This is a genomic window from Amycolatopsis sp. NPDC051106 (assembly GCF_040682775.1).
Lineage (GTDB): Bacteria > Actinomycetota > Actinomycetes > Mycobacteriales > Pseudonocardiaceae > Amycolatopsis.
Map to the genome: position 1 here is coordinate 96,967 of NZ_JBFBBQ010000009.1, position 17,964 is coordinate 114,930.

Consider the following 17,964-nt stretch of genomic DNA (forward strand, 5'->3'; position numbering starts at 1 on the left):
GGATCTCGCCGTGGCTTCGACAACCGCCGAGCGCAGCCAGACCGCTGGCCTCTGGTCGATGAAGCGGCACATCGTCGCGGTGGTGCTGATCGGCCTGAGCGTGTTCGCGGTCGCGGCGCTGTCGTTGTGGCTGGCGCTGGGTCTGCCGGCCGCGCCGAGCCCGGACACCAGGCTGAACGTCATCAAAATCGCGTTGTCGGTGGTGGCGGGTGTCGGCGGGGTGGTGGCGCTGGTGGTCGCCTACCGCAAGCAACGGATCGGCGAGGTGGCCGAGGCTCGCGAGCGCGTCAAGGTCCTCAACGAGCGCTTCGCCACCGCGTGCGCCCAGATCGGCCACGAGAAGCCGACCGTCCGGCTCGCCGGGGTCTACGCGTTGGCAAGCCTCGCCGACGAATGGCTCGAGCAACGCCAGGTGTGCATCGACGTGCTCTGCGCGTACCTGCGCATTCCGTACGAACCCACGCTGGATCCGTGGTACCACGACGAAGAATCCGAAGTGCGCCTCTCGATCACCAGCGTCATCAGCGATCACCTCCGCCCCGGCGCGCCGGTCGGCTGGCAGGGCCACGAGTTCAACTTCCTTCGCGCCGTGTTCCGCTCCGCGGATTTCGCGGACATCCAGGTGACCGGCGGCCGGCTCCTGTTCAGCCTGGCCCGGTTCCCCGGCGGCTGGACCTCGTTCGACGGAATGCACGTGAGCGGCGGCGAAGTCTGGTTCGGCGGCGCCCACTTCGCCGGCGCCAAGGTGACGTTCGACAACGCCGAATTCAGCGGCGGCCGGGTCCAGTTCGACGGCGCCGACTTCACCGGCGGCGAAGTGACCTTCCACGGCGCCAGGTTCACCGGCGGCGAAGTCGACCTCTCCGGCGTCGACACCGATCACTACACCTCGCCTCCGGTGTTCGATCAGCACCCGGCCCCGCCGCCGGGGCTTCTCTTGCCCGGCGCCTGAAGCGTGGCCCGGTAGCTGCCGGGCGTCCGGCCCATCGTGCGGGTGAACGTTTCGACGAACGCGCTCGGCGTGGCCCAGCCGCAGCGGTGCGCGGTCTGGGTGACGCCGGCGCCCTCCGCGAGCTGGATCATCGCGTGGAACACGCGGGTCGTCGTGCGCCACTGCGGGTACGTCGTCCCGAACTCGAGGCGGAACAGGCGGGACAGCGTGCGCTCGCTGGTGCCGGTGCGGCGGGCCAGCCAGGCCGTCGTGCGGGGGCGGCTGAGGTCGTCGGTGACCAGCCGGCACGCGTGGGCCAGCCGGGGGTCGCGGGCCTCGGGCAGGGTCAGCGGCCGGTCCTGGGCGCGGCGGAGGCGGTCGCGGAGCACCGCGTGGAGCCGGGAAGCCTCGTCGGCGCCGAGGCCGGGTTCGGTGGCGGCGATGAGCAGTTCGCGCAGCAGGGCGCTGACCGCGATCACCGTGGGCGCGGACCCTTCCAGCGGCGCGTCGCGGACGGGAAACATGAGGGTGAGGACGTCGGAGGCGCCGTAGACGCGGTGCTCGTGCCAGGTACCGGCCGGCATCCAGACGGCGCGGTCGGCGCAGGCGACCCACGCGCCGCCGTCGGTCCGGACCGCGAGCACGCCCCGGATGACGTACACCAGCTGGTGTTCGTCGTGCCGGTGCCGCTCGATGACCTGCCCGGCCGCGTGCTCGTGGCGGTTTTCTGACACAAGTCGACAGATTATCGGAAGTGCGACGCGGCAGTGGCTGCGAATGTGAGCGCATGACGACCAGTTCGCCGAAGAACCGCCTGCGCCGGGTCGCCGTCGACACGCGGCCGCTGGCGAATCCGGTGTTCCGCCGGACGTTCTTCGGCCAAGGCGCCGCGATGGTCGGGACGGTGGTGACGGAGGTCGCCGTGCCGGTGCAGATCTACGACCTCTCGCATTCGTCGTTCGACGTCGGTCTCGCCGGGCTGGCCGGCCTCGTCCCGATCCTCGTGTTCGGGCTCTACGGCGGCGCGGTCGCCGACGCCGTGGACCGGCGGCGCCTGTACCTGGCCTCCACGGCGCTCACGTGGACGGTCACGCTCGCGTTGCTCGCCCAGGCGCTGGCCGGAATCGGGTCCGTACCGCTGCTCCTCGCCCTCGTCGCCGTGCAGTCCGGCGGCTTCGCCGTGTCGTCCGCGGTCCGCGGCGCCATCATCCCGGCCCTCGTCCCGCCCGGCCTGGTGCCCGCGGCGAACTCGCTCAGCTACACCGCCTCGACGGTCGGGCAGGTGCTGGGACCACTGGTCGCCGGGGTCCTTCTCCAGCTCCCGAACGGGTTTCGCTACGCCTACGGCGCCGACGCGCTGCTGTTCACCGCCGCGCTCTACGCCACCTTCCGGCTCCCGGCCCTGCCCGCGGCCGGCCCCGTCGGCCGCCCCGGGCTGCGGTCGGTCCTCGACGGCTTGCGCTTCCTCGCCGGCCGCCGAGTCCTGCTGATGTCGTTCCTGGTCGACATCGCCGCGATGGTGCTGGCCATGCCGACCGCGCTGTTCCCCGAAGCCGCCGACACCCGGTGGCACGGCGGAGTCGGCGTGCTGTACTCGTCGATCGCGATCGGCTCGGTCCTCGCCGGGGTGTCCAGCGGCTGGATCGGCCGGGTGCGGCGGCAAGGCGTGGCCCTCGCCGTGGCGGTGGCGGTCTGGGCGGGTGCCGTCGCGCTGGCCGGACTCGCCCCGAGCCTGTGGCTCGCGGTCGCCCTGCTGATCGTCGCCGGTGCGGCCGACCTCGTCAGCGCGGTGTACCGGCAGACGATCCTGCAGACCGCCGTCCCCGACCGGATGCGCGGCCGGCTGCAGGGTGTGTACACGGTCGTCGTCGCCGGCGGCCCGCGCCTCGGCGACCTCCGCGCCGGGATCATGGCCTCGGCCTTACCGCTCACCGTGGCCTGGTCCGGAACCGCGCTGACGTGCGTGGTGCTCGTCCTGGCCGGCGCCGTCCTGGTGCGGCCGTTCTGGCGCTACACACCCGATGGTCGGTGACGACGCTCAGAAGAGGGTCGCGGGCTCGACCGGCTCCGGCTCGGGCAACGCTTCGAGGCCGGGCACCAGCGCGCGCACCTCGTCGTGGAAGCGGCGGGCCAGCGCCGGTGCCTCGTCGTTGTCGGGCGTGTGCACGAAAACCGTCGGCGACCGGCCCTCGCGCAGCCAGTCCGCGACCACCGCGGTCCACGGCTGCCACCCCTCGACCGTCCGCTCGATCGAGTCACGGCCCAGGTAGCGGACGATCGGCCGGTCGGTCAGTGCCCGCGTCCGCCGGGGCAGCCGGGGTTTCTTGGCCCACGCGTCCTGCTCGGCCTCGCTGACCGGCGGGCTCCCGAAGAAGACCGTGGTGTCGAACGGCACCCACTCGGCGTCCGCGTCGGCGAGCGTCCTCTCCAGCAGCGACGTCGAACCCGCGTCGGTGAAGAAGCCGGGGTGACGCACCTCCACCGCGCGCCGGCGGTCGGCGGGGAGCCGGCGCAGAAAACGGCCGAGGGCGTCGACCTCCGCCGGGCCGAACGAACCGGGCAACTGGGTCCACAGGACCGCCCGCTCGCCGAGCGGTTCGATCGCGTCCAGGAACGCCCGCATCTCGGTCTCGACCCCGGCGAACCGGCGCTCGTGCGTGACGACCTTGGGCAGCTTGACCACGAACCGGAATTCGGGGCCGGTCTGCCGCGCCCAGGTTTCGACGGTGGCGCGGGCGGGAGTCGCGTAGAAGGTGGTGTTGCCCTCGACCGCGGTGCACCAGCCGGCGTAGGCGCGCAGGCGCTCGCCGGCCGGCAGCGACGGCGGCAGGAACCGCCCGGGCCACGCCTTGTGGGTCCACATCGCGCAGCCGACCTGAAGACGTGCCACCGGCGTCAGCTCCCCTCGGTCGTGGACGAAATTACCGGTCACTCCGCCGGCATGGTCACCAGGCTGATCATGCGGCGGGTGCGGCCCGGGCCGGGATCCCGGCCCAGCCGGGCGGTGACGGCCTCGCGCAGCGTCGCCAGCAGCTCGGCCGTCTCCTCGTCCGTCAGCCACAGCGCCGCTTGCTGGTACGTCACGCCGTCCGCGGTGGGGTCGGCCGGTTCCCGGGTCAGGTACCGGTCGAAGTCGGCCAGGAGACCGCCCACGAACGCGGTGAACGTCTTGCGGTGGTCCTCGGTCGTCATCGACGCCCGGTCGGCCGGGTCGATCTCCGCGTGGTGCCACGACAGGCGGTACGTGCGTTCGACCGTGCCCCGGACGCGCTTTTCGTCCAGCACCTCGAGCACGCCCGCCGACGCGAGGGCCGCGACGTGGCGGTACATCGTCGCGTGCGGGACGTCCGGGAGGCGCTCGCGCAACTGGGCCGTCGTGGCCGGGTGGCCGTCGAGGAACGTCCGCAGGATGCGGAGGCGGACGGGGTGCAGCAGCAAGTCGAGCGTGGCCATGGACACCATCTTCCCATGTCTGATACTAATATCAAAACTGATACCAATGGAGGTACGCCCGATGGAACGCGGCACGACCACAGAAGATGTGCGGGAACTCCAGCTGACGGTCCCGGCCGCCGACGGCCTCGCCCTCGCCGGCACGCTCACCCTGCCCGCCGGCCCCGGCCCGCACCCCGCGGTGCTCTGCCTGCCCGGTTCCGGGAAGGTCGACCGCGACTCCAACGCCGGCCGGGTGCGGCTGGACCTCGGCGGCCCGCTCGCCGCCACCCTGGCCCGGCACGGCATCGCCTCGCTGCGCTACGACCGCCGTGGCGTCGGCGCCACCCCGGGTGACTGGCACACCGTGGGATTCCTGGACAACCGGGCCGACGGCGCGGCCGCGTTGCACGCCCTGCGTGGCCACCCGGAAATCCGCCCCGGCGCCGTCGGCGTGCTCGGGCACAGCGAAGGCGCGGTCCACGCGATGTGGCTGGCCGCCCACACCCACGCCGCCGCCGCGGTCCTGCTCGCCGGCTACGCCCGCCCCGGCGAGCAGGCCCTGCGCTGGCAAGGTGCCCGGTTGGCGGACTCGCTGCCCCGCCCCCTGGTGCCCGTCCTGCGCCGCGTCGCCACCCGGCAGCTGGCCCGGTTGGCCGCCACCACCACCGACACCGCCCGCATCGGCGGCCTGCGGATCAACGCCCGGTGGTGGCGAGAGCAGCTCGCCTACGACCCCCGCCCGGACCTGGCGCGCATAGCGGTTCCCGTCCTGGCCGTCACCGGCGCCGAAGACGTCCAGGTCGACCCGGGCGACCTGGACGTGATCGCGGACCTGGTGCCGGGCGGGGCCGAAACCCACCGGACCCCCGGCCTGACCCACATCCTCCGCCGCACCGACGGCCCGGCATCGGTGTTCTCCTACCGGCGGCTGCTCCGCGACCCCGTGGACGACGAGCTGCTCACCACCGTCGCCCGCTGGCTGGCCGACCGGCTTCGCTGACCCGGCGGCGGTTACCGGCCAGTAGCATATTGCCGGCCTATCGGAATCCGCATACGGGCCGGCAACACCGCGCCGGTTTGACTGGCCGGCATGACTCACGGCGAACCAGGACGTACCGCGGTGCGCTCGCCGGCCCTGCCTCCGGCGGCGACCGGAATCACGATCTACGGGTGCGAGCCGGCTGAGGCCGTCCTGTTCCGGGAGCTGGCGCCCCGCTTCGGCGTGGTGCCGACCATCACCGATGCCGCGGTTTCCGAAGCCACCAGCGAACTGGCGCTCGGCAACCGCTGCGTCAGCGTCGGCCACAAGACCCGGATCACCGGCCCCACCCTGCTCGCCCTGAGCGAAGCCGGCGTGGAATACATCTCCACGCGCAGCATCGGGTTCGACCACATCGATGTGGACTACGCCCACCGCGTCGGCATTTCCGTGGGCAATGTCGCCTACTCCCCCGACAGCGTGGCCGACTACACGCTGATGTTGATGCTGATGACGGCGCGGAACGCGAAATCCGTCCTCCGCCGCGCGGAGGTCCACGACTACCGGTTGAGCGAAGTACGCGGGAAGGAACTGCGCGATCTGACCGTCGGGGTGATCGGCACGGGACGCATCGGCGCCGCGGTCATCGACCGGCTGCGGGGTTTCGGCTGCCAGACGCTGGCCTACGACAGCCGTCCGCAGACCTCCGCCGACTACGTCACGCTCGACGATCTGCTGGCGCAGAGCGACATCGTGACGCTGCACACGCCCCTCACCGCGGACACCCACCACCTCCTGGACCGCCGGAGGATCGACCGCATGCGCCGGGGCGCCGTCGTCATCAACACCGGACGCGGTTCCCTGCTCGACACCGAGGCCCTGGTCCGGGCGCTGGAAAGCGGAAAGCTGGGCGGCGCGGCGCTGGACGTCCTCGAGGGCGAGGAAGGGATCTTCTACGCCGACTGCCGGGACCGGTCCCCCGGGAGCGAATCCCTGCTGCGGCTGCAGGAAATGCCGAACGTGCTGATCAGCCCGCACATCGCCTACTACACGGACCACGCCCTGAGCGACACCGTCGAAAACAGTCTCGTCAACTGCCTGACCTTTGAAAGCGGGAAGCGGCATGGATAGGTTGAAGGTCGGAATCATCTTCGGGGGCTCGACCGAAGAACACCCCGTCTCCGTCAAGTCCGCGCGAGAGGTCGCGAAACACCTCGACACGGAGAAGTACGAGCCGTTCTGGATCGGGATCACGAAGAGCGGCGAGTGGAAGCTCTGCGACGGCCCCGGCGAGGGCTGGGAGAATAGCCGTCCAGTCGTGCTGTCGCCGGACCGGAGCATCCACGGACTGCTCGTCCTCGACGAAGGGAAGTACGAAACGATCAGGCTGGACGTCGTGCTGCCCCTCCTGCACGGCCGGCTCGGCGAGGACGGCGCGATGCAGGGTTTAGCCGAACTGGCCGGCGTCCCCTACGCCGGCTGTGACGTCCCCAGTTCCGCCCTGTGCATGGACAAGTCCCTCACCTACCTCGTCACCGCGAGCGCGGGGATCGCGACGCCGGAGTTCCGGACCGTCACCGCCGGCGAGACCGTCGATCCCGGCGGGCTCACCTACCCCGTCTTCGTCAAGCCGGCCCGCTCCGGGTCGTCGTTCGGCGTCAGCAAGGTGTCCCGCGAGGAAGACCTGCCGGCCGCGGTGGAGGCCGCGCGGCAGTACGACCCGAAGGTGCTGATCGAGCAGGCGGTCGCGGGCAGCGAGATCGGGTGTTCCGTCCTGGGGAACGACGACGACCTGATCACGGGCGAGCTGGACCGGGTCGCGCTCTCCCACGGGTTCTTCAAGATCCACCAGGAAAGCAACCCGGAAAGCGGTTCCGAGAACTCGACGTTCATCGTTCCCGCGGACATCCCGGCGGAGTCGCGCGCGCTGGTGCAGGAAACGGCGAAGGCCGTCTACCGCGCCCTGGGCTGCCGGGGACTCGCGCGCGTGGACCTGTTCCTGAAGGACGACGGGACGGTGGTCCTCAACGAGGTCAACACCCTGCCCGGCCTGACCTCCTACAGCCGCTACCCGAGGATGATGGCGGCCGCGGGGTTGCCACTCGGCGAAGTGCTCGATCGGCTGGTTTCGCTGGCCTTGACGGGGAAAGCCCGATGAAGGACGACTTCGTCTTCGTGGACGAGTTCGTGCCCGGCATCCGCTGGGACGCCAAGTACGCCACCTGGGACAACTTCACCGGCAAGCCGGTGGACGGCTACCTGGCGAACCGGGTCGTCGGCACGCGCGCTCTGTGCGCGGCCCTCGAACGAGCGCAGGAAAAGGCCGAGTCCCTGGGCTTCGGCCTGCTCTTGTGGGACGGCTACCGGCCGCAACGCGCCGTGGACCGCTTCCTGCGGTGGTCGCGTGAGCCCGAGGACGGCCGGGCGAAGCGGCGGCACCACCCGAACATCGACCGGGCCGAGATGTTCGAAAAGGGTTACGTGGCCGCGAAGTCCGGGCACAGCCGGGGCAGTACCGTCGACCTGACGCTCTACCACCTGGCCACCGGCGAACTCGCGGCCATGGGCGGTGGCCACGACCTGATGGACGCGGTTTCGCACCACGGCGCACCGGGGATCACCCCGGCCGAAGCGGGCAACCGGCACCACCTCTGTTCCCTCATGGAAGCCTGCGGTTTCCGGCGGTACGACCGCGAATGGTGGCACTACACACTGCGGGACGAGCCCTACCCGGACACGTACTTTGACTTCCCCGTCGGATAACCGCGAGATCCGGCCGGTGCGCGCCGCCGACGCCCCGCGGATCACCGGGCTGCTGGCCGAACTCGGCTACCCGGGCGAACTCGGCGCGGTGACCCGGCGGCTGGCGGCCATCCTGCGTTCGGACACCCAGCGGGTCCTGGTCGCGGCCGGCGGTTCCCGCATCGACGGTTACGTCAGTGCCGAGCGGCGGCCGGCGCTCCCGCACCAGGAGGAACTCCTCGAGATCACCGGCCTGGTCGTCGACGCGGCGGCCCGCCGCTCGGGCGTCGGCCGCGCGCTGGTGGAAGCCGCCGAGCAGTGGGCCGCACGGCAGGGCCTGCGCACGATCGTGGTCCGCTCGAACGTCGCGCGCCCCGAATCCCACCCGTTCTACGAGGGCATCGGGTACCGGCGGACGTCGACCTCGCACACCTACCGCAAGGAGCTCTGAGACGTGGCAGCGCCGCGCGTCGTCGTCGCCGGTGGCCATTCGGCCGGGCACATCGAACCCGCGATGAACTTCGCCGACGCGGTGCGCCGGCTGGTGCCCACGGCCGAGATCACCGCCCTCGGCACCGTCCGCGGCCTGGACACCACGCTCATCCCGGCCCGCGGCTACCCCCTCGAGCTCATCCCGCCGGCGCCGTTGCCGCGCCGGCCGGGCCGCGCCCTGCTGCGCACGCCCGGCAAGCTGCGCGACTCGGTGCGAGCGGCCGGATCGGTGCTCCGCCGCGTGCGCGCCGAGGCCGTGGTGGGCTTCGGCGGCTACGTTTCCCTGCCGGCCTACCTCGCCGCCCGCGAGCAGGGCCTGCCGATCGTCGTCCACGAGGCGAACGCCCGGCCCGGCGTCGCCAACCGGCTGGCGGCCCGGCTGACGACGCACGTCTTCGCGGCCGCGCCGGGGGTCCGGCTGCCGCACGCCACCGCCATCGGGATCCCGCTGCGGCCGGCGATCGCCGGGCTCGACCGGCCCGCGCTGCGCGACGCGGCCCGGCAGCGGTTCGGGTTGCACCCCGGCGGGCCGGTCCTGCTGGTCACCGGCGGTTCGCAGGGCGCGCGGGCGATCAACACCGCGGCGTCCGGCGCGGCCGCCGCGCTGCGGGCGGCCGGCGTGCAGGTCCTGCACATCACCGGGCCGCACCACGCGGTCGCCGTGCCGGCCGGCGAGCCGCCCTACGTCGTCACCCCGTACGTCGACGAGATGCGCTACGCCTACGCCGCGGCCGACTTCGCGCTCTGCCGCTCGGGGGCGATGACGTGCGCCGAGCTCGCCGCCGTCGGCCTGCCCGCCGCGTACGTCCCGCTTCCGGACCGCGGCGGTGAGCAGCGGCTGAACGCCGGACCGGTCGTCGCGGCGGGCGGGGGCCTGCTCGTCGACGACGCCGGCCTCGACCCGGCCTGGATCGAGACGACCCTGCTGCCCGTGCTCACCGATCCCGGGCGGGTCGCGGCGATGTCGGCTCGTGCGCGCGCCGCCGGCGCGGCCGACGCGGACGTCGTGCTGGCCCGGCACGTGCTCACCGCGATCGCCGCGCGCCGGGGGTCACCGGAGCCAGGACCGTGGTAGCCGCACCGTGACGCTGAGCCCGCCGCCGGGGCGGGGGGCGAGGGTGAGCGTGCCGTCGTGCGCCTGGGTGATGCTGTTGACGATGGCCAGGCCGAGGCCGACCCCCGCGTGGTCGGCGCGGACGCGCTCGGTGCCGCGCTGGAACGGTTCGACGAGCGTGGAAACCTGCCGCGGGGTCAGCGTCTCGCCGGTGTTTTCGACAGTGAGCGCCACGGTTTTGGGCTGGACGGCGGTCGTCACCCACACCACGCCCCGGTAAGGTCCATTGTGGACGATCGCGTTGTGCACGAGGTTCGTGGTCAGCTGCAGCAGGAGTGCGTGGGAGCCGTGCGTGGGGGCGACCTCGCCGGACGTCTCGATGGTGAGGCCGCGCTTTTCCGCCAGGGGAAGGAGCGTTTCCGTGGCCTCTTCCGCGACGAGGGACAGGTCGACGCGTTCCCGGGTGAAGGAGCGCTGGTCGGCCCGGCTGAGCAGGAGCAGCGCTTCGGTGAGGTCGATGGCGCGGGTGTTGACGGCGTGGAGGCGGTCGACGAGCTCGCCGGACACCTGAGCCGGATCGGTGCGGGCGACCTCGAGCAGTGCCTGCGAGATCGCCAGCGGGGTGCGCAGTTCGTGGGAGGCGTTGGCGGCGAACCGCCGCTGTTCGGCGACGTGGGTTTCGAGGCGGGTGAGCATCGCGTCGAAGGCGTCGGCGAGCTCGCGGAACTCGTCCTTGCGGCCGTCCAGGAGGATCCGGTGGGACAGCGATCCCTCGGTGGCCCTGCGGGCGGCGTCGGTGATGCGGGTCAGCGGGGCGAGCATGCGGCCGGCGAGGATCCACCCGCCCAGCAGCCCGAAGACCAGCAGGAAGACCACGACCACCGCCGCGGCCGAGGTGAAGGTGCTCATCAGGTTGGCGCGGTTCAGCACGCCCCCGGGCATGACCGCGACGTCGGGCAGGTTGCCGCGCAGGAACACCCAGACGGTCATGAGCAGCAGGGCCCCGGCGAGCATGAGGAACCCGGCGTAGCTGAGCGTGAGCTTGAGGCGGACGCTCAGCCCCGGCTTCCGGTCCACGATCTCTTCCCCCACGTCAGGTGCCGATGCGGTAGCCGACGCCGGCCACGGTCGCGATGACCCAGGGTTCCCCGAGCCGCTTGCGCAGTGCCGAAACCGTGATGCGCACGGCGTTGGTGAACGGGTCGGCGTTCTCGTCCCACGCCCGCTCCAGGAGCTCTTCGGCGCTGACGACCCCGCCTTCGGCCGCGACGAGGACTTCGAGCACGGCGAACTGCTTGCGGGTGAGCGCGACGTAACGGCCGTCGCGGAAGACCTCACGGCGGAACGGGTCCAGGCGCAGGCCCGCGATTTCCCGGACGGGGGGCCGGTTGTGGGCGCGCCGGCGGTCGAGCGCCCTGAGCCGGAGCACGAGCTCCCGGATTTCGAACGGCTTCGTGAGGTAGTCGTCGGCGCCGAGTTCGAAGCCGGACGCCTTGTCGTCGATCCGGTCGGCGGCGGTGAGCATGAGGATCGGCATGCCGCTGCCGGAGGCGACGATGCGCCCGGCGACCTCGTCACCGGACGGGCCGGGGATGTCGCGGTCGAGGACGGCGATGTCGTAGGCGTTGACGTCCAGCAGTTCGAGGGCGGTGTGGCCGTCCCCGGCGATGTCGGCGGCGATGGCTTCCAGGCGCAGGCCGTCGCGGACGGCTTCCGCCAGGTAGGGCTCGTCCTCGACGATCAGCACACGCACGGTCCCGATGCTACGAGCGGGGCCCTATCGCCGGCATATCGAAACCGGGATACGGGCCGGCAACACCGCGGTGCCTTGACTGCGGGCATGTCTTCCCGCAGAGCCGGCCCTTCCCCGGCGAAAGTGTTCGACGACTCCCCGGCCGTGGCCAACCTCGATCCCGCGCTGCTCGGTGCCCTGCGCCGGGCCGCGACGGACGCCGGGATCGAGTTCGTCGTCAACGGTGGCCGGCGTTCGCGCGAGTACCAGGCAGAGCTGTTCGCGGCGGCGGTGGTGAAGTACGGATCGCCCGAGGCGGCCGCCCGGTGGGTGGCCACTCCCGACACGTCCGCGCACGTCTCCGGCGACGCGGTCGACGTCGGGCCCGCGGCCGCCCGGGCGTGGCTCTCCGCGCACGGCGCGCGGTACGGGCTCTGCCAGATCTACCGCAACGAACCCTGGCACTACGAGTTGCGTCCTTCGGCCGTGGAGCACGGGTGCCCGCCGATGTACCCCGACCCGACGCACGATCCGAGGATGCGGTCAGCGTCCGAGTGACTCGCGGTACCAGTCCGCGGCCTCGGCCAGGCGCGGGCTCGGGGTGACGCCGGTCAGTTCCCAGATGCGGCTGCTTTCGTACCAGTGGTCCCGCGTGAGCAGGGAGTACTGGTGGTCGGTGAGCGACGGGAGGGCCGCCCGCGTACGCGCCCGGTGCTCGGCCAGCGGCAGGTCGGCGGCGGGCAGCGGCAGGCCGAGCAGCTCGCACACGGCGGTGACCAGGGTCCGGATCGATTCGGGCCGCGGGTCGGCGACGTGGAGGACCTCCCCGGGCCGGCTCAGACCGGGTTCGAGGGCCAGCACGGCGATCGCGGCCGCGAGATCGGCCACGGCGACGAGCGAGGTGCGGGCGATGCCGCCGGCCGCCCAAGCCGGGACGGCTTGGATCCACCGGACGAGCGCCGGCACGACGTGCCGATCGCCGGGACCGTGGACGAGGTGCGGCCGGAGTACCGTGCCGCCGGCCGCGAGGACGAGCCGCTCGCCGGCCAGCCTGCTGCGGCTGGTCGGTGAGGCCGGGTCGGTGACCAGGCCGGGGTGCGGGTGGTCTCCCGTCGGGTCGGTGGTGGTGGGTGGTGCGGCCGCTGTGATCGGCCCGGGGTGCGGGTGGTCGCCTTCCGGATCGCCGGCGCTTGGTGATGAGGCCGGGTCGGTGACCCGCCCGGGGTGCGGGTGGTCGCTCCCTGACCCGCCGGCGCTTGGTGGTGAGGCCGGGCCCGTGACCGGCCCGGATCCAGCTTGAAGGGGCGCACCTGCCGAGCCGCTCCGGCCAGGCAGTGAGGCCGACTTGGACCCGGCCCGTGGGTCAGTGCCCGCCGGCCTGCTGCCGCTGAGCGGCGAGGCCGGGTCCGCGACCAGCCGGGCCCCGGCATGAAGGCCCTCACCTGCCGGACCGCTCTGGCCGGAAAGTGAGGCCGGGCCGGTAACCGGCTCGGGGTGCGGATGGCCGCCCTCCCGACCACTGCGGGCAAGCGGCGAGGCCGGATCCGGGATGGGCCCGGACCCGGCGGGTAAGTCCTCGCCTGCCAGGCCGGTCCGGGTGGCCGGCGGCCCCAGATCCGCCGCCCGCCCGGACTCGACCTTCTGACAATCGCCCGCCGCACCGTCCGCACTGGTCGGCAGCCCCGGATCTGCCACAACCCCAGATCCGCTCCCCTTGCGCTCTGCCGCCGAACCGTCCCCACTGGTCAGCGACCCCAGCCGGCCCCGCAGCAACTCCCCTGCCGAACCGTCCCGGTCGGCCGGCGGCCCCTGCTCCGCCGCCAACCCGCCCCCACTCCCACTCCCCCGGTACTCGGCCGCCGACCCGTCCCCACTGGTCAACGCCCCCGGACCACCCCGCAGGACCTGCCCCACGCTCGCCGCCAACCCGGAGCCGGCCCCCAGGCCGCTCCGGGCTGACGGCGCCCGCCCATCTCCTGGCACCTGCGCGCCCTGGTGGACTCCGTCGCGGTACACCGCGCACGTGCTCAGGTACAGCACGCTCGCCGTGCCCGCTCGGTGGGCCTCGGCCAGGAGGTTCGCCGTTCCGCCCTCGTTGACCTCCGTGCAGCGGGCCGCGTCGCCGCCCACCTGGGAGGCCAGGTGGACCAGCGTCGTGATCCCCGTGCACAGCCCCGCCAGGCCGCCGGCTTCCGTGAGGTCGCCGGCCCACGTCGTCACTCCGCCGTCGGTCATCCACCGCGGCACCGGCCGGCGGACGAGGATGCGGATCCGGGGCCCCATTCCCCGCCCGACCAGCTCGCGCAGCACCGCCGTGCCGACGAAGCCCGTGGCGCCGGTGACCAGGATGTCCGGCTCGGTGGCCGTCACGACAAACGCATCCCCAGCGTGCCGCTCGCGGCCGTCGTGCCCTTCTGGCGGGCCTCGACCCGGACCGTCCGCGTGCGGTCCGGCCCCTGCTCGTGCGCCTTGACCACCAGCAGGCACTCGGAGTCGAACTCGACGTACGAGTCGAACCGGAAGTCCGCGCGCGCCGGAAGCGCGTACGGGTCGCCGATCGCCAGCAGCGCCGCCTGCCGCGCGCCTTCGATCAGCACCATCCCCGGCACGTGGTCGGCCGGGTGGTCGAACAGCACCGCGTGGTCCGGGTCGAAGCGCAGGGCCCACGTGCCGTCCGTCGGCGTCGCCGCCAGCAGGACGTCCTCTTCCCGGTCGCGGCCGACCGACGCCGGGGCGACCGGCGCCAGGACCGCGGCCTGGAACGGCGTCGCCGCGAAGTGGTCGCCCCGCACCCGGCGGTAGACCGCCGAGGACACGCAGCGCCAGCGCTCCGACGCGGTGCCGATCCGGCGGCCGTCGCGGAAGCACTCGAAGTCCAGCCGCATGCCGCCGACGTTCTTGCCGCGGTACTCGACCTCGTGCGCGGTGACCCTCAGCACCACGTCGACCGGGCGGCCGAGCGTGGCCAGCCCGGTCTCCTCGACCGCGTACTCCTTGTGATCGGAAAGAAAGCTGTGGCTGAGCGGTACGCCGTACGCCCGGTGCGCGATCAGCAGTGCCGCCTGGCGGATCGTCTCCGCGTACAGCATCGGATCGTGGAACACCGGCGTCCGCGGCCCGAAAAAGCTGTGCCGGCGCGGCCACTGCGCGCCGACCTCGAACCGGCCTTCGCCGAGGATGTTCAGATCGGTGACGAAGACCTCCGAGACGGCCGCGCGGTGCACGAGGCTCCGCGGGATCGTCTGCTGGAAGTCCACCGCCCGCGGCGCGGACATGTCGATGATCTTGGTTTCCGGAATTTCGCGCGCAGATTCCTGAAGGATGGTGCCGACCATGACGGTCCTCCTAGAATGTTCTACCCCAGTACCCCAGTACTCCCCCGCTCTCATTTGTAGCCGAACCGGACACCTAAAACCATACCAACCGAGCGGTTTTTTTTAGTGGCTTTCCCGTGCAACGGGCCGTAGACTGGCGTACTGACGCACGAGGTACCGCCGAATGGTCTACTGTGGACCGACCGGCCACAAGGGAGAGGGGCTGGACGTGGCTCGCCAAGAACGTGCGGAGCAGACACGGAACGCGATCCTCGAGGCGGCGGCCTCCCGGTTCGACGCGGTCGGCTTCCTCGGCGCGAGCCTGTCGGACATCCTGACCGAAGCGGGTGTCACGAAGGGTGCGCTGTATTTCCACTTCAAGTCGAAGGAAGACCTCGCCGACGCGCTGATCGACGAGCAGTTCACGGTCTCGGACCCCCTCGCGGAGATCGAGAACCCGGGGCTGCAGACGGTCATCGACCTCACCCAGGGCATGGCGGCCAGCCTGCAGTCCGACGTCCGGGTCCGCGCCAGCATCCGGCTCGTCATCGAGCAGGGCTCGTTCATCGCGCCGGCGGCCAACGCCTACAAGCGGTGGATCGACACGATCCACGGCTGCCTGCTCGCCGCGAAGGCGGCGGGCGACCTGCGCAAGGAGATCAACCCGCACGACCTCGCGCAGTTCGTGCAGGCGTCGTTCACCGGCATCCAGCTGAGCTCCCAGGTGCTCACCGGGCGGACGGACCTGCTGGAGCGGATCACGTTCATGTGGAACACGATCCTGATCTCCGTGGTGCCACCGCGCCGGCTGCACCGGTTCGTCGCGGAGGGCACGATCCACCAGCCCGCTTCGGCCTGAGCACGCGGGAACGGGCGGTCGGGCAGCTGCCGGACCGCCTTTTTTCGGGCTTTCCCGAGGTCAGGCTCCCGCGCCCGCCGTCGGCCGCGGCGACCGCTCGGCCAGCTCGATGAGCCGCCACAGCTTCCCCAGCGTCACGGCGAGGTCGCTGTCCGGCACGACGATCCGGCTGGAAACCACGGATTCGAGGCCGACGCAGGTGACCACCACCAGCAGTTCCGCGGTTTCGAGCGGCACGTCGGCGCCGAGCTCGCCGCCGTCGATCGCGTCGGCGACGTACTCGTGGACCTGGGCCAGCCAGGTGCGGGAGAACACGACGAACCGCTCGTCCACGGAGCCCATCTCGCGGGCCATGCGGAAGCTCGCGCCGACCTTCGGGTCGGTGTCGAGCCAGTGCATGAGGGCGCGGCTGAGCTCGGCGAGGCGCCGCAAAGCGGGCCGCGGCACCGCGAGCTGGCGGGCCACGTGCGCGCGCAGCACGTCCGTCGCGGCGATCTGCACCTCGTCGCAGATCTCGTCCTTGGAGGAGAAGTGGAAGTACAGGCCACCCTTGGTGACGCCGGCCGCCTGCGCGATGCCCACCATGCTGGTGGCGGCGTAGCCGTCCTGGTGCAGCAGCTCGGCCGCGGCCTCCAGCAGCAGGCGCCGCGTCTGTTCCGAGCGTGCCTGCTTGGTCACCTTCGGTCCCCTCAGCTCGAGCCATCCGGCGCAGGGACCCTGCGCGTCCCGATCATGATTACATACCAACCGCCCGGTTTACAACTAGGGGAACCCCAAAAACCCCTGTCTGCCAAGGTACTTCGCGACCGCTCACAGAACAAACCGACCGACCTCCCGGTTTTGTCTTGAAAACCGACCCCCCGGTTTAGTACGCTGCGGATGTGGGACCGGGCACATGGGCGCTGGAGGACACACTGGGGGCGCCAGGCCGGGCAGATCCGATCGACACGCGGACTCCGGAGGCACTGGAAATGGACTACGAGATACTGGGGCAGCTGAAAGTCGGCGGGCGGCCCGGCGTCAGCGCCCCGCGGGCACGCAAGATCGAGACGCTGCTCGCCGTGCTGCTGGTCAAGCGCAACCAGGTGGCGACCACCGAGCACCTGATCGGCGAGCTCTGGGGAGAGCACCCGCCGGCCCGGGCGAGCGCCGCGCTGTACGTCTACGTGTCACAGCTGCGGAAGCTGTTGCGCGGCACGGGTGACGACGCGGACGACAGCCCGGTCGTGACCAGCCCGCGCGGCTATTCACTGCACGTCACCGACGGCGAGCTCGACGCCGACCGCTTCACCCGCCTCTACGAGCGCGGCCGGGCCCTGTACTGGGACCGCAACTACAAGGAAGCCGCGGCCGTTCTGCGTGAAGCGGCGAAGCTGTGGCGCGGCGAAGCTTTCGGCGGTTTCACCGACTCCCCCGACGTCCAGGCCTACGCCGCTCTGCTGGAGGAGACCCGGCTGGAGTGCCTGGAGCTGCTGATGGAGACGGAGCTGCTGATCGGCCGGCACCGCGAGGTCGTCGGGCAGCTTTCCGCGCTGGCGAAGGAGCACACGCTGCGCGAAACGTTCTACGAGTACCTGATGACGGCCCTGCTGCGGTCGAACCGCCGTGCCGAGGCGCTGGAGACGTTCGCCTCCGCCCGGCACCACCTTGTCCAGCAGCTGGGCATCGAACCCGGCAGCTCGCTGCGGAAGCTGCACCACAGCATCCTCGTCGGCGAGATGTCGGACGCGGTCTGATTCCCCTCCGCGTCCGGCCCAGCGGCCCGGTCTCCGCCACCAGCGGGGGACCGGGCCGTCGCTCTTTTCACAGCAGCGCGTCAGCTTCGGTAGAGGGAAACGACCGGCTCACCGCACGCGGCGGGCTCGCCGTACCAACCGCCCCAGCGACTGTCGAGCGCGAGGTCGGCCAGCTCGGCCATCAGGTCCAGCTCCGCGGGCCACACGTAGCGCAGCGGCACCCGGGCGTCGGCCAGGAACAGCATCTGGCGGGCGCAGTCGTGCCCGGTGACGAGCGGGTGCGCCGCCCAGCGGGCCGGGTCGGGGTGGAACCCCTGGACGACCAGGCCGCCGCCGGGGCGCAGCAGCGTCGCGAGCCGGCGGACCAGGCGCACCTGCTCCCGCTGCACGAGCAGCCGGGAGAGGACGTCCGAACCCGCGTAGACGACGTCGAAGCGCTGGCCGGGCAGGTTGCCGAAGCCGGTGTCGGTGACGGCGTACCCGTCGGCCGCGAGCGCGTCGGCCACCGGGCCACCGCCCGGGACGAGCACGCGCGGGCGCCGGGCGACCCGGTCGGCCACCTCGGCGAGGAACGCCGCCGCACCGGCCGGATCCGCGGCCAGCGGGGCGGACCAGGCGTCGAGGGTCACGGCCGGCTTCTCGGCGATGCGGGTCGGCATCGGGACCACCTCTTTTCACGGTCTGGTCGGA

The 17,964-nt window shown here is 72.1% G+C and carries 20 protein-coding genes; 11 read left to right on the forward strand and 9 right to left on the reverse strand.

Translation table 11 applies throughout. From position 1 onward, the window contains the following. Positions 1-10: 10 nt before the first annotated feature. Positions 11-952: a pentapeptide repeat-containing protein gene (locus tag AB0M83_RS10270; protein ID WP_364515300.1), complete on the forward strand. Its 942-nt coding sequence runs from the start codon at positions 11-13 to the stop codon at positions 950-952. On the opposite strand, the gene AB0M83_RS10275 is transcribed toward AB0M83_RS10270, so the two are convergent. After that, on the reverse strand, positions 907-1,665 hold the full coding sequence (locus AB0M83_RS10275; RefSeq protein WP_364515303.1) for a helix-turn-helix transcriptional regulator: 759 nt from the start codon (positions 1,663-1,665) through the stop codon (positions 907-909). The genes AB0M83_RS10270 and AB0M83_RS10275 overlap by 46 nt on opposite strands. 53 nt (positions 1,666-1,718) lie before the next feature. Between AB0M83_RS10275 and AB0M83_RS10280 the strand changes: the two genes are divergently transcribed. Beyond that, positions 1,719-2,963: an MFS transporter gene (locus AB0M83_RS10280; RefSeq protein ID WP_364515306.1), complete on the forward strand. Its 1,245-nt coding sequence runs from the start codon at positions 1,719-1,721 to the stop codon at positions 2,961-2,963. 6 nt (positions 2,964-2,969) lie between these two features. Here AB0M83_RS10280 and AB0M83_RS10285 read toward each other — a convergent pair whose 3' ends face one another. Both AB0M83_RS10285 and AB0M83_RS10290 read right to left on the reverse strand, forming a co-directional pair. Continuing rightward, positions 2,970-3,794: a DUF72 domain-containing protein gene (locus AB0M83_RS10285; protein ID WP_364515421.1), complete on the reverse strand. Its 825-nt coding sequence runs from the start codon at positions 3,792-3,794 to the stop codon at positions 2,970-2,972. 65 nt (positions 3,795-3,859) lie between these two features. Then, positions 3,860-4,384, reverse strand: coding sequence for a helix-turn-helix domain-containing protein (locus tag AB0M83_RS10290; protein ID WP_364515309.1), 525 nt, complete (start codon positions 4,382-4,384; stop codon positions 3,860-3,862). Positions 4,385-4,445: 61 nt separating this feature from the next. On the opposite strand from AB0M83_RS10290, the gene AB0M83_RS10295 reads away from it, so the two are divergent. The 6 genes from AB0M83_RS10295 to AB0M83_RS10320 all read left to right on the forward strand — a co-directional run bounded on the left by AB0M83_RS10295 (position 4,446) and on the right by AB0M83_RS10320 (position 9,654). Continuing rightward, a complete protein-coding gene (locus tag AB0M83_RS10295) occupies positions 4,446-5,366 on the forward strand; it encodes an alpha/beta fold hydrolase (protein ID WP_364515312.1) in 921 nt (306 codons plus the stop codon). Between the two features lie 90 nt (positions 5,367-5,456). Further along, complete coding sequence (locus tag AB0M83_RS10300) at positions 5,457-6,476, forward strand: D-isomer specific 2-hydroxyacid dehydrogenase family protein (RefSeq protein WP_364515315.1); 1,020 nt, start codon at positions 5,457-5,459, stop codon at positions 6,474-6,476. Continuing rightward, positions 6,469-7,503 carry a D-alanine--(R)-lactate ligase gene (vanA, locus tag AB0M83_RS10305; protein ID WP_364515318.1) on the forward strand — a complete coding sequence of 345 codons (1,035 nt, stop codon included), beginning with the start codon at positions 6,469-6,471 and terminating at the stop codon, positions 7,501-7,503. Before AB0M83_RS10300 ends, vanA begins: the two co-directional genes overlap by 8 nt. After that, positions 7,500-8,108 carry a D-Ala-D-Ala dipeptidase VanX gene (gene vanX / locus AB0M83_RS10310; RefSeq protein ID WP_364515321.1) on the forward strand — a complete coding sequence of 203 codons (609 nt, stop codon included), beginning with the start codon at positions 7,500-7,502 and terminating at the stop codon, positions 8,106-8,108. Before vanA ends, vanX begins: the two co-directional genes overlap by 4 nt. 16 nt (positions 8,109-8,124) lie before the next feature. Further along, positions 8,125-8,538 carry a GNAT family N-acetyltransferase gene (locus tag AB0M83_RS10315; RefSeq protein WP_364515324.1) on the forward strand — a complete coding sequence of 138 codons (414 nt, stop codon included), beginning with the start codon at positions 8,125-8,127 and terminating at the stop codon, positions 8,536-8,538. 3 nt (positions 8,539-8,541) lie between these two features. Beyond that, a complete protein-coding gene (locus AB0M83_RS10320) occupies positions 8,542-9,654 on the forward strand; it encodes a UDP-N-acetylglucosamine--N-acetylmuramyl-(pentapeptide) pyrophosphoryl-undecaprenol N-acetylglucosamine transferase (protein ID WP_364515327.1) in 1,113 nt (370 codons plus the stop codon). Here AB0M83_RS10320 and AB0M83_RS10325 read toward each other — a convergent pair. Together AB0M83_RS10325 and AB0M83_RS10330 are read right to left on the reverse strand one after the other, a co-directional pair. After that, a complete protein-coding gene (locus AB0M83_RS10325) occupies positions 9,631-10,710 on the reverse strand; it encodes a HAMP domain-containing sensor histidine kinase (RefSeq protein ID WP_364515330.1) in 1,080 nt (359 codons plus the stop codon). The two genes, AB0M83_RS10320 and AB0M83_RS10325, sit on opposite strands and share 24 nt — an antisense overlap. A gap of 16 nt (positions 10,711-10,726) precedes the next feature. Then, entirely contained in the window at positions 10,727-11,386 is a 660-nt protein-coding gene (locus AB0M83_RS10330) for a response regulator transcription factor (RefSeq protein ID WP_364515332.1), read from the reverse strand. Positions 11,387-11,473: 87 nt separating this feature from the next. Here AB0M83_RS10330 and AB0M83_RS10335 point away from each other — a divergent pair, with 87 nt between their 5' ends. After that, positions 11,474-11,923, forward strand: a complete 450-nt coding sequence (locus AB0M83_RS10335) for a M15 family metallopeptidase (RefSeq protein WP_364515335.1) — start codon at positions 11,474-11,476, stop codon at positions 11,921-11,923. On the opposite strand, the gene AB0M83_RS10340 is transcribed toward AB0M83_RS10335, so the two are convergent. Continuing rightward, positions 11,909-13,735 carry an NAD-dependent epimerase/dehydratase family protein gene (locus AB0M83_RS10340; protein WP_364515337.1) on the reverse strand — a complete coding sequence of 609 codons (1,827 nt, stop codon included), beginning with the start codon at positions 13,733-13,735 and terminating at the stop codon, positions 11,909-11,911. The two genes, AB0M83_RS10335 and AB0M83_RS10340, sit on opposite strands and share 15 nt — an antisense overlap. Beyond that, the gene (locus AB0M83_RS10345; RefSeq protein WP_364515340.1) at positions 13,732-14,640 is read right to left on the reverse strand and encodes a ScbA/BarX family gamma-butyrolactone biosynthesis protein; all 909 of its coding nucleotides are present in this window, start codon (positions 14,638-14,640) and stop codon (positions 13,732-13,734) included. The genes AB0M83_RS10340 and AB0M83_RS10345 overlap by 4 nt, the downstream gene beginning before the upstream one ends. Before the next feature lie 268 nt (positions 14,641-14,908). On the opposite strand from AB0M83_RS10345, the gene AB0M83_RS10350 reads away from it, so the two are divergent. Next, positions 14,909-15,538 carry a ScbR family autoregulator-binding transcription factor gene (locus AB0M83_RS10350; RefSeq protein WP_364515343.1) on the forward strand — a complete coding sequence of 210 codons (630 nt, stop codon included), beginning with the start codon at positions 14,909-14,911 and terminating at the stop codon, positions 15,536-15,538. A gap of 60 nt (positions 15,539-15,598) precedes the next feature. Here the strand turns inward: AB0M83_RS10350 and AB0M83_RS10355 are convergent, their stop codons facing one another. Continuing rightward, a complete protein-coding gene (locus AB0M83_RS10355) occupies positions 15,599-16,216 on the reverse strand; it encodes a ScbR family autoregulator-binding transcription factor (protein ID WP_364515346.1) in 618 nt (205 codons plus the stop codon). A 293-nt stretch (positions 16,217-16,509) separates the two neighbouring features. On the opposite strand from AB0M83_RS10355, the gene AB0M83_RS10360 reads away from it, so the two are divergent. Beyond that, positions 16,510-17,274 (forward strand): AfsR/SARP family transcriptional regulator, encoded by a 765-nt coding sequence (locus tag AB0M83_RS10360; protein WP_364515349.1) that lies wholly within the window; start codon positions 16,510-16,512, stop codon positions 17,272-17,274. Between the two features lie 80 nt (positions 17,275-17,354). Here the strand turns inward: AB0M83_RS10360 and AB0M83_RS10365 are convergent, their stop codons facing one another. Further along, entirely contained in the window at positions 17,355-17,933 is a 579-nt protein-coding gene (locus AB0M83_RS10365; RefSeq protein WP_364515352.1) for a hypothetical protein, read from the reverse strand. Positions 17,934-17,964 lie beyond the last annotated feature (31 nt).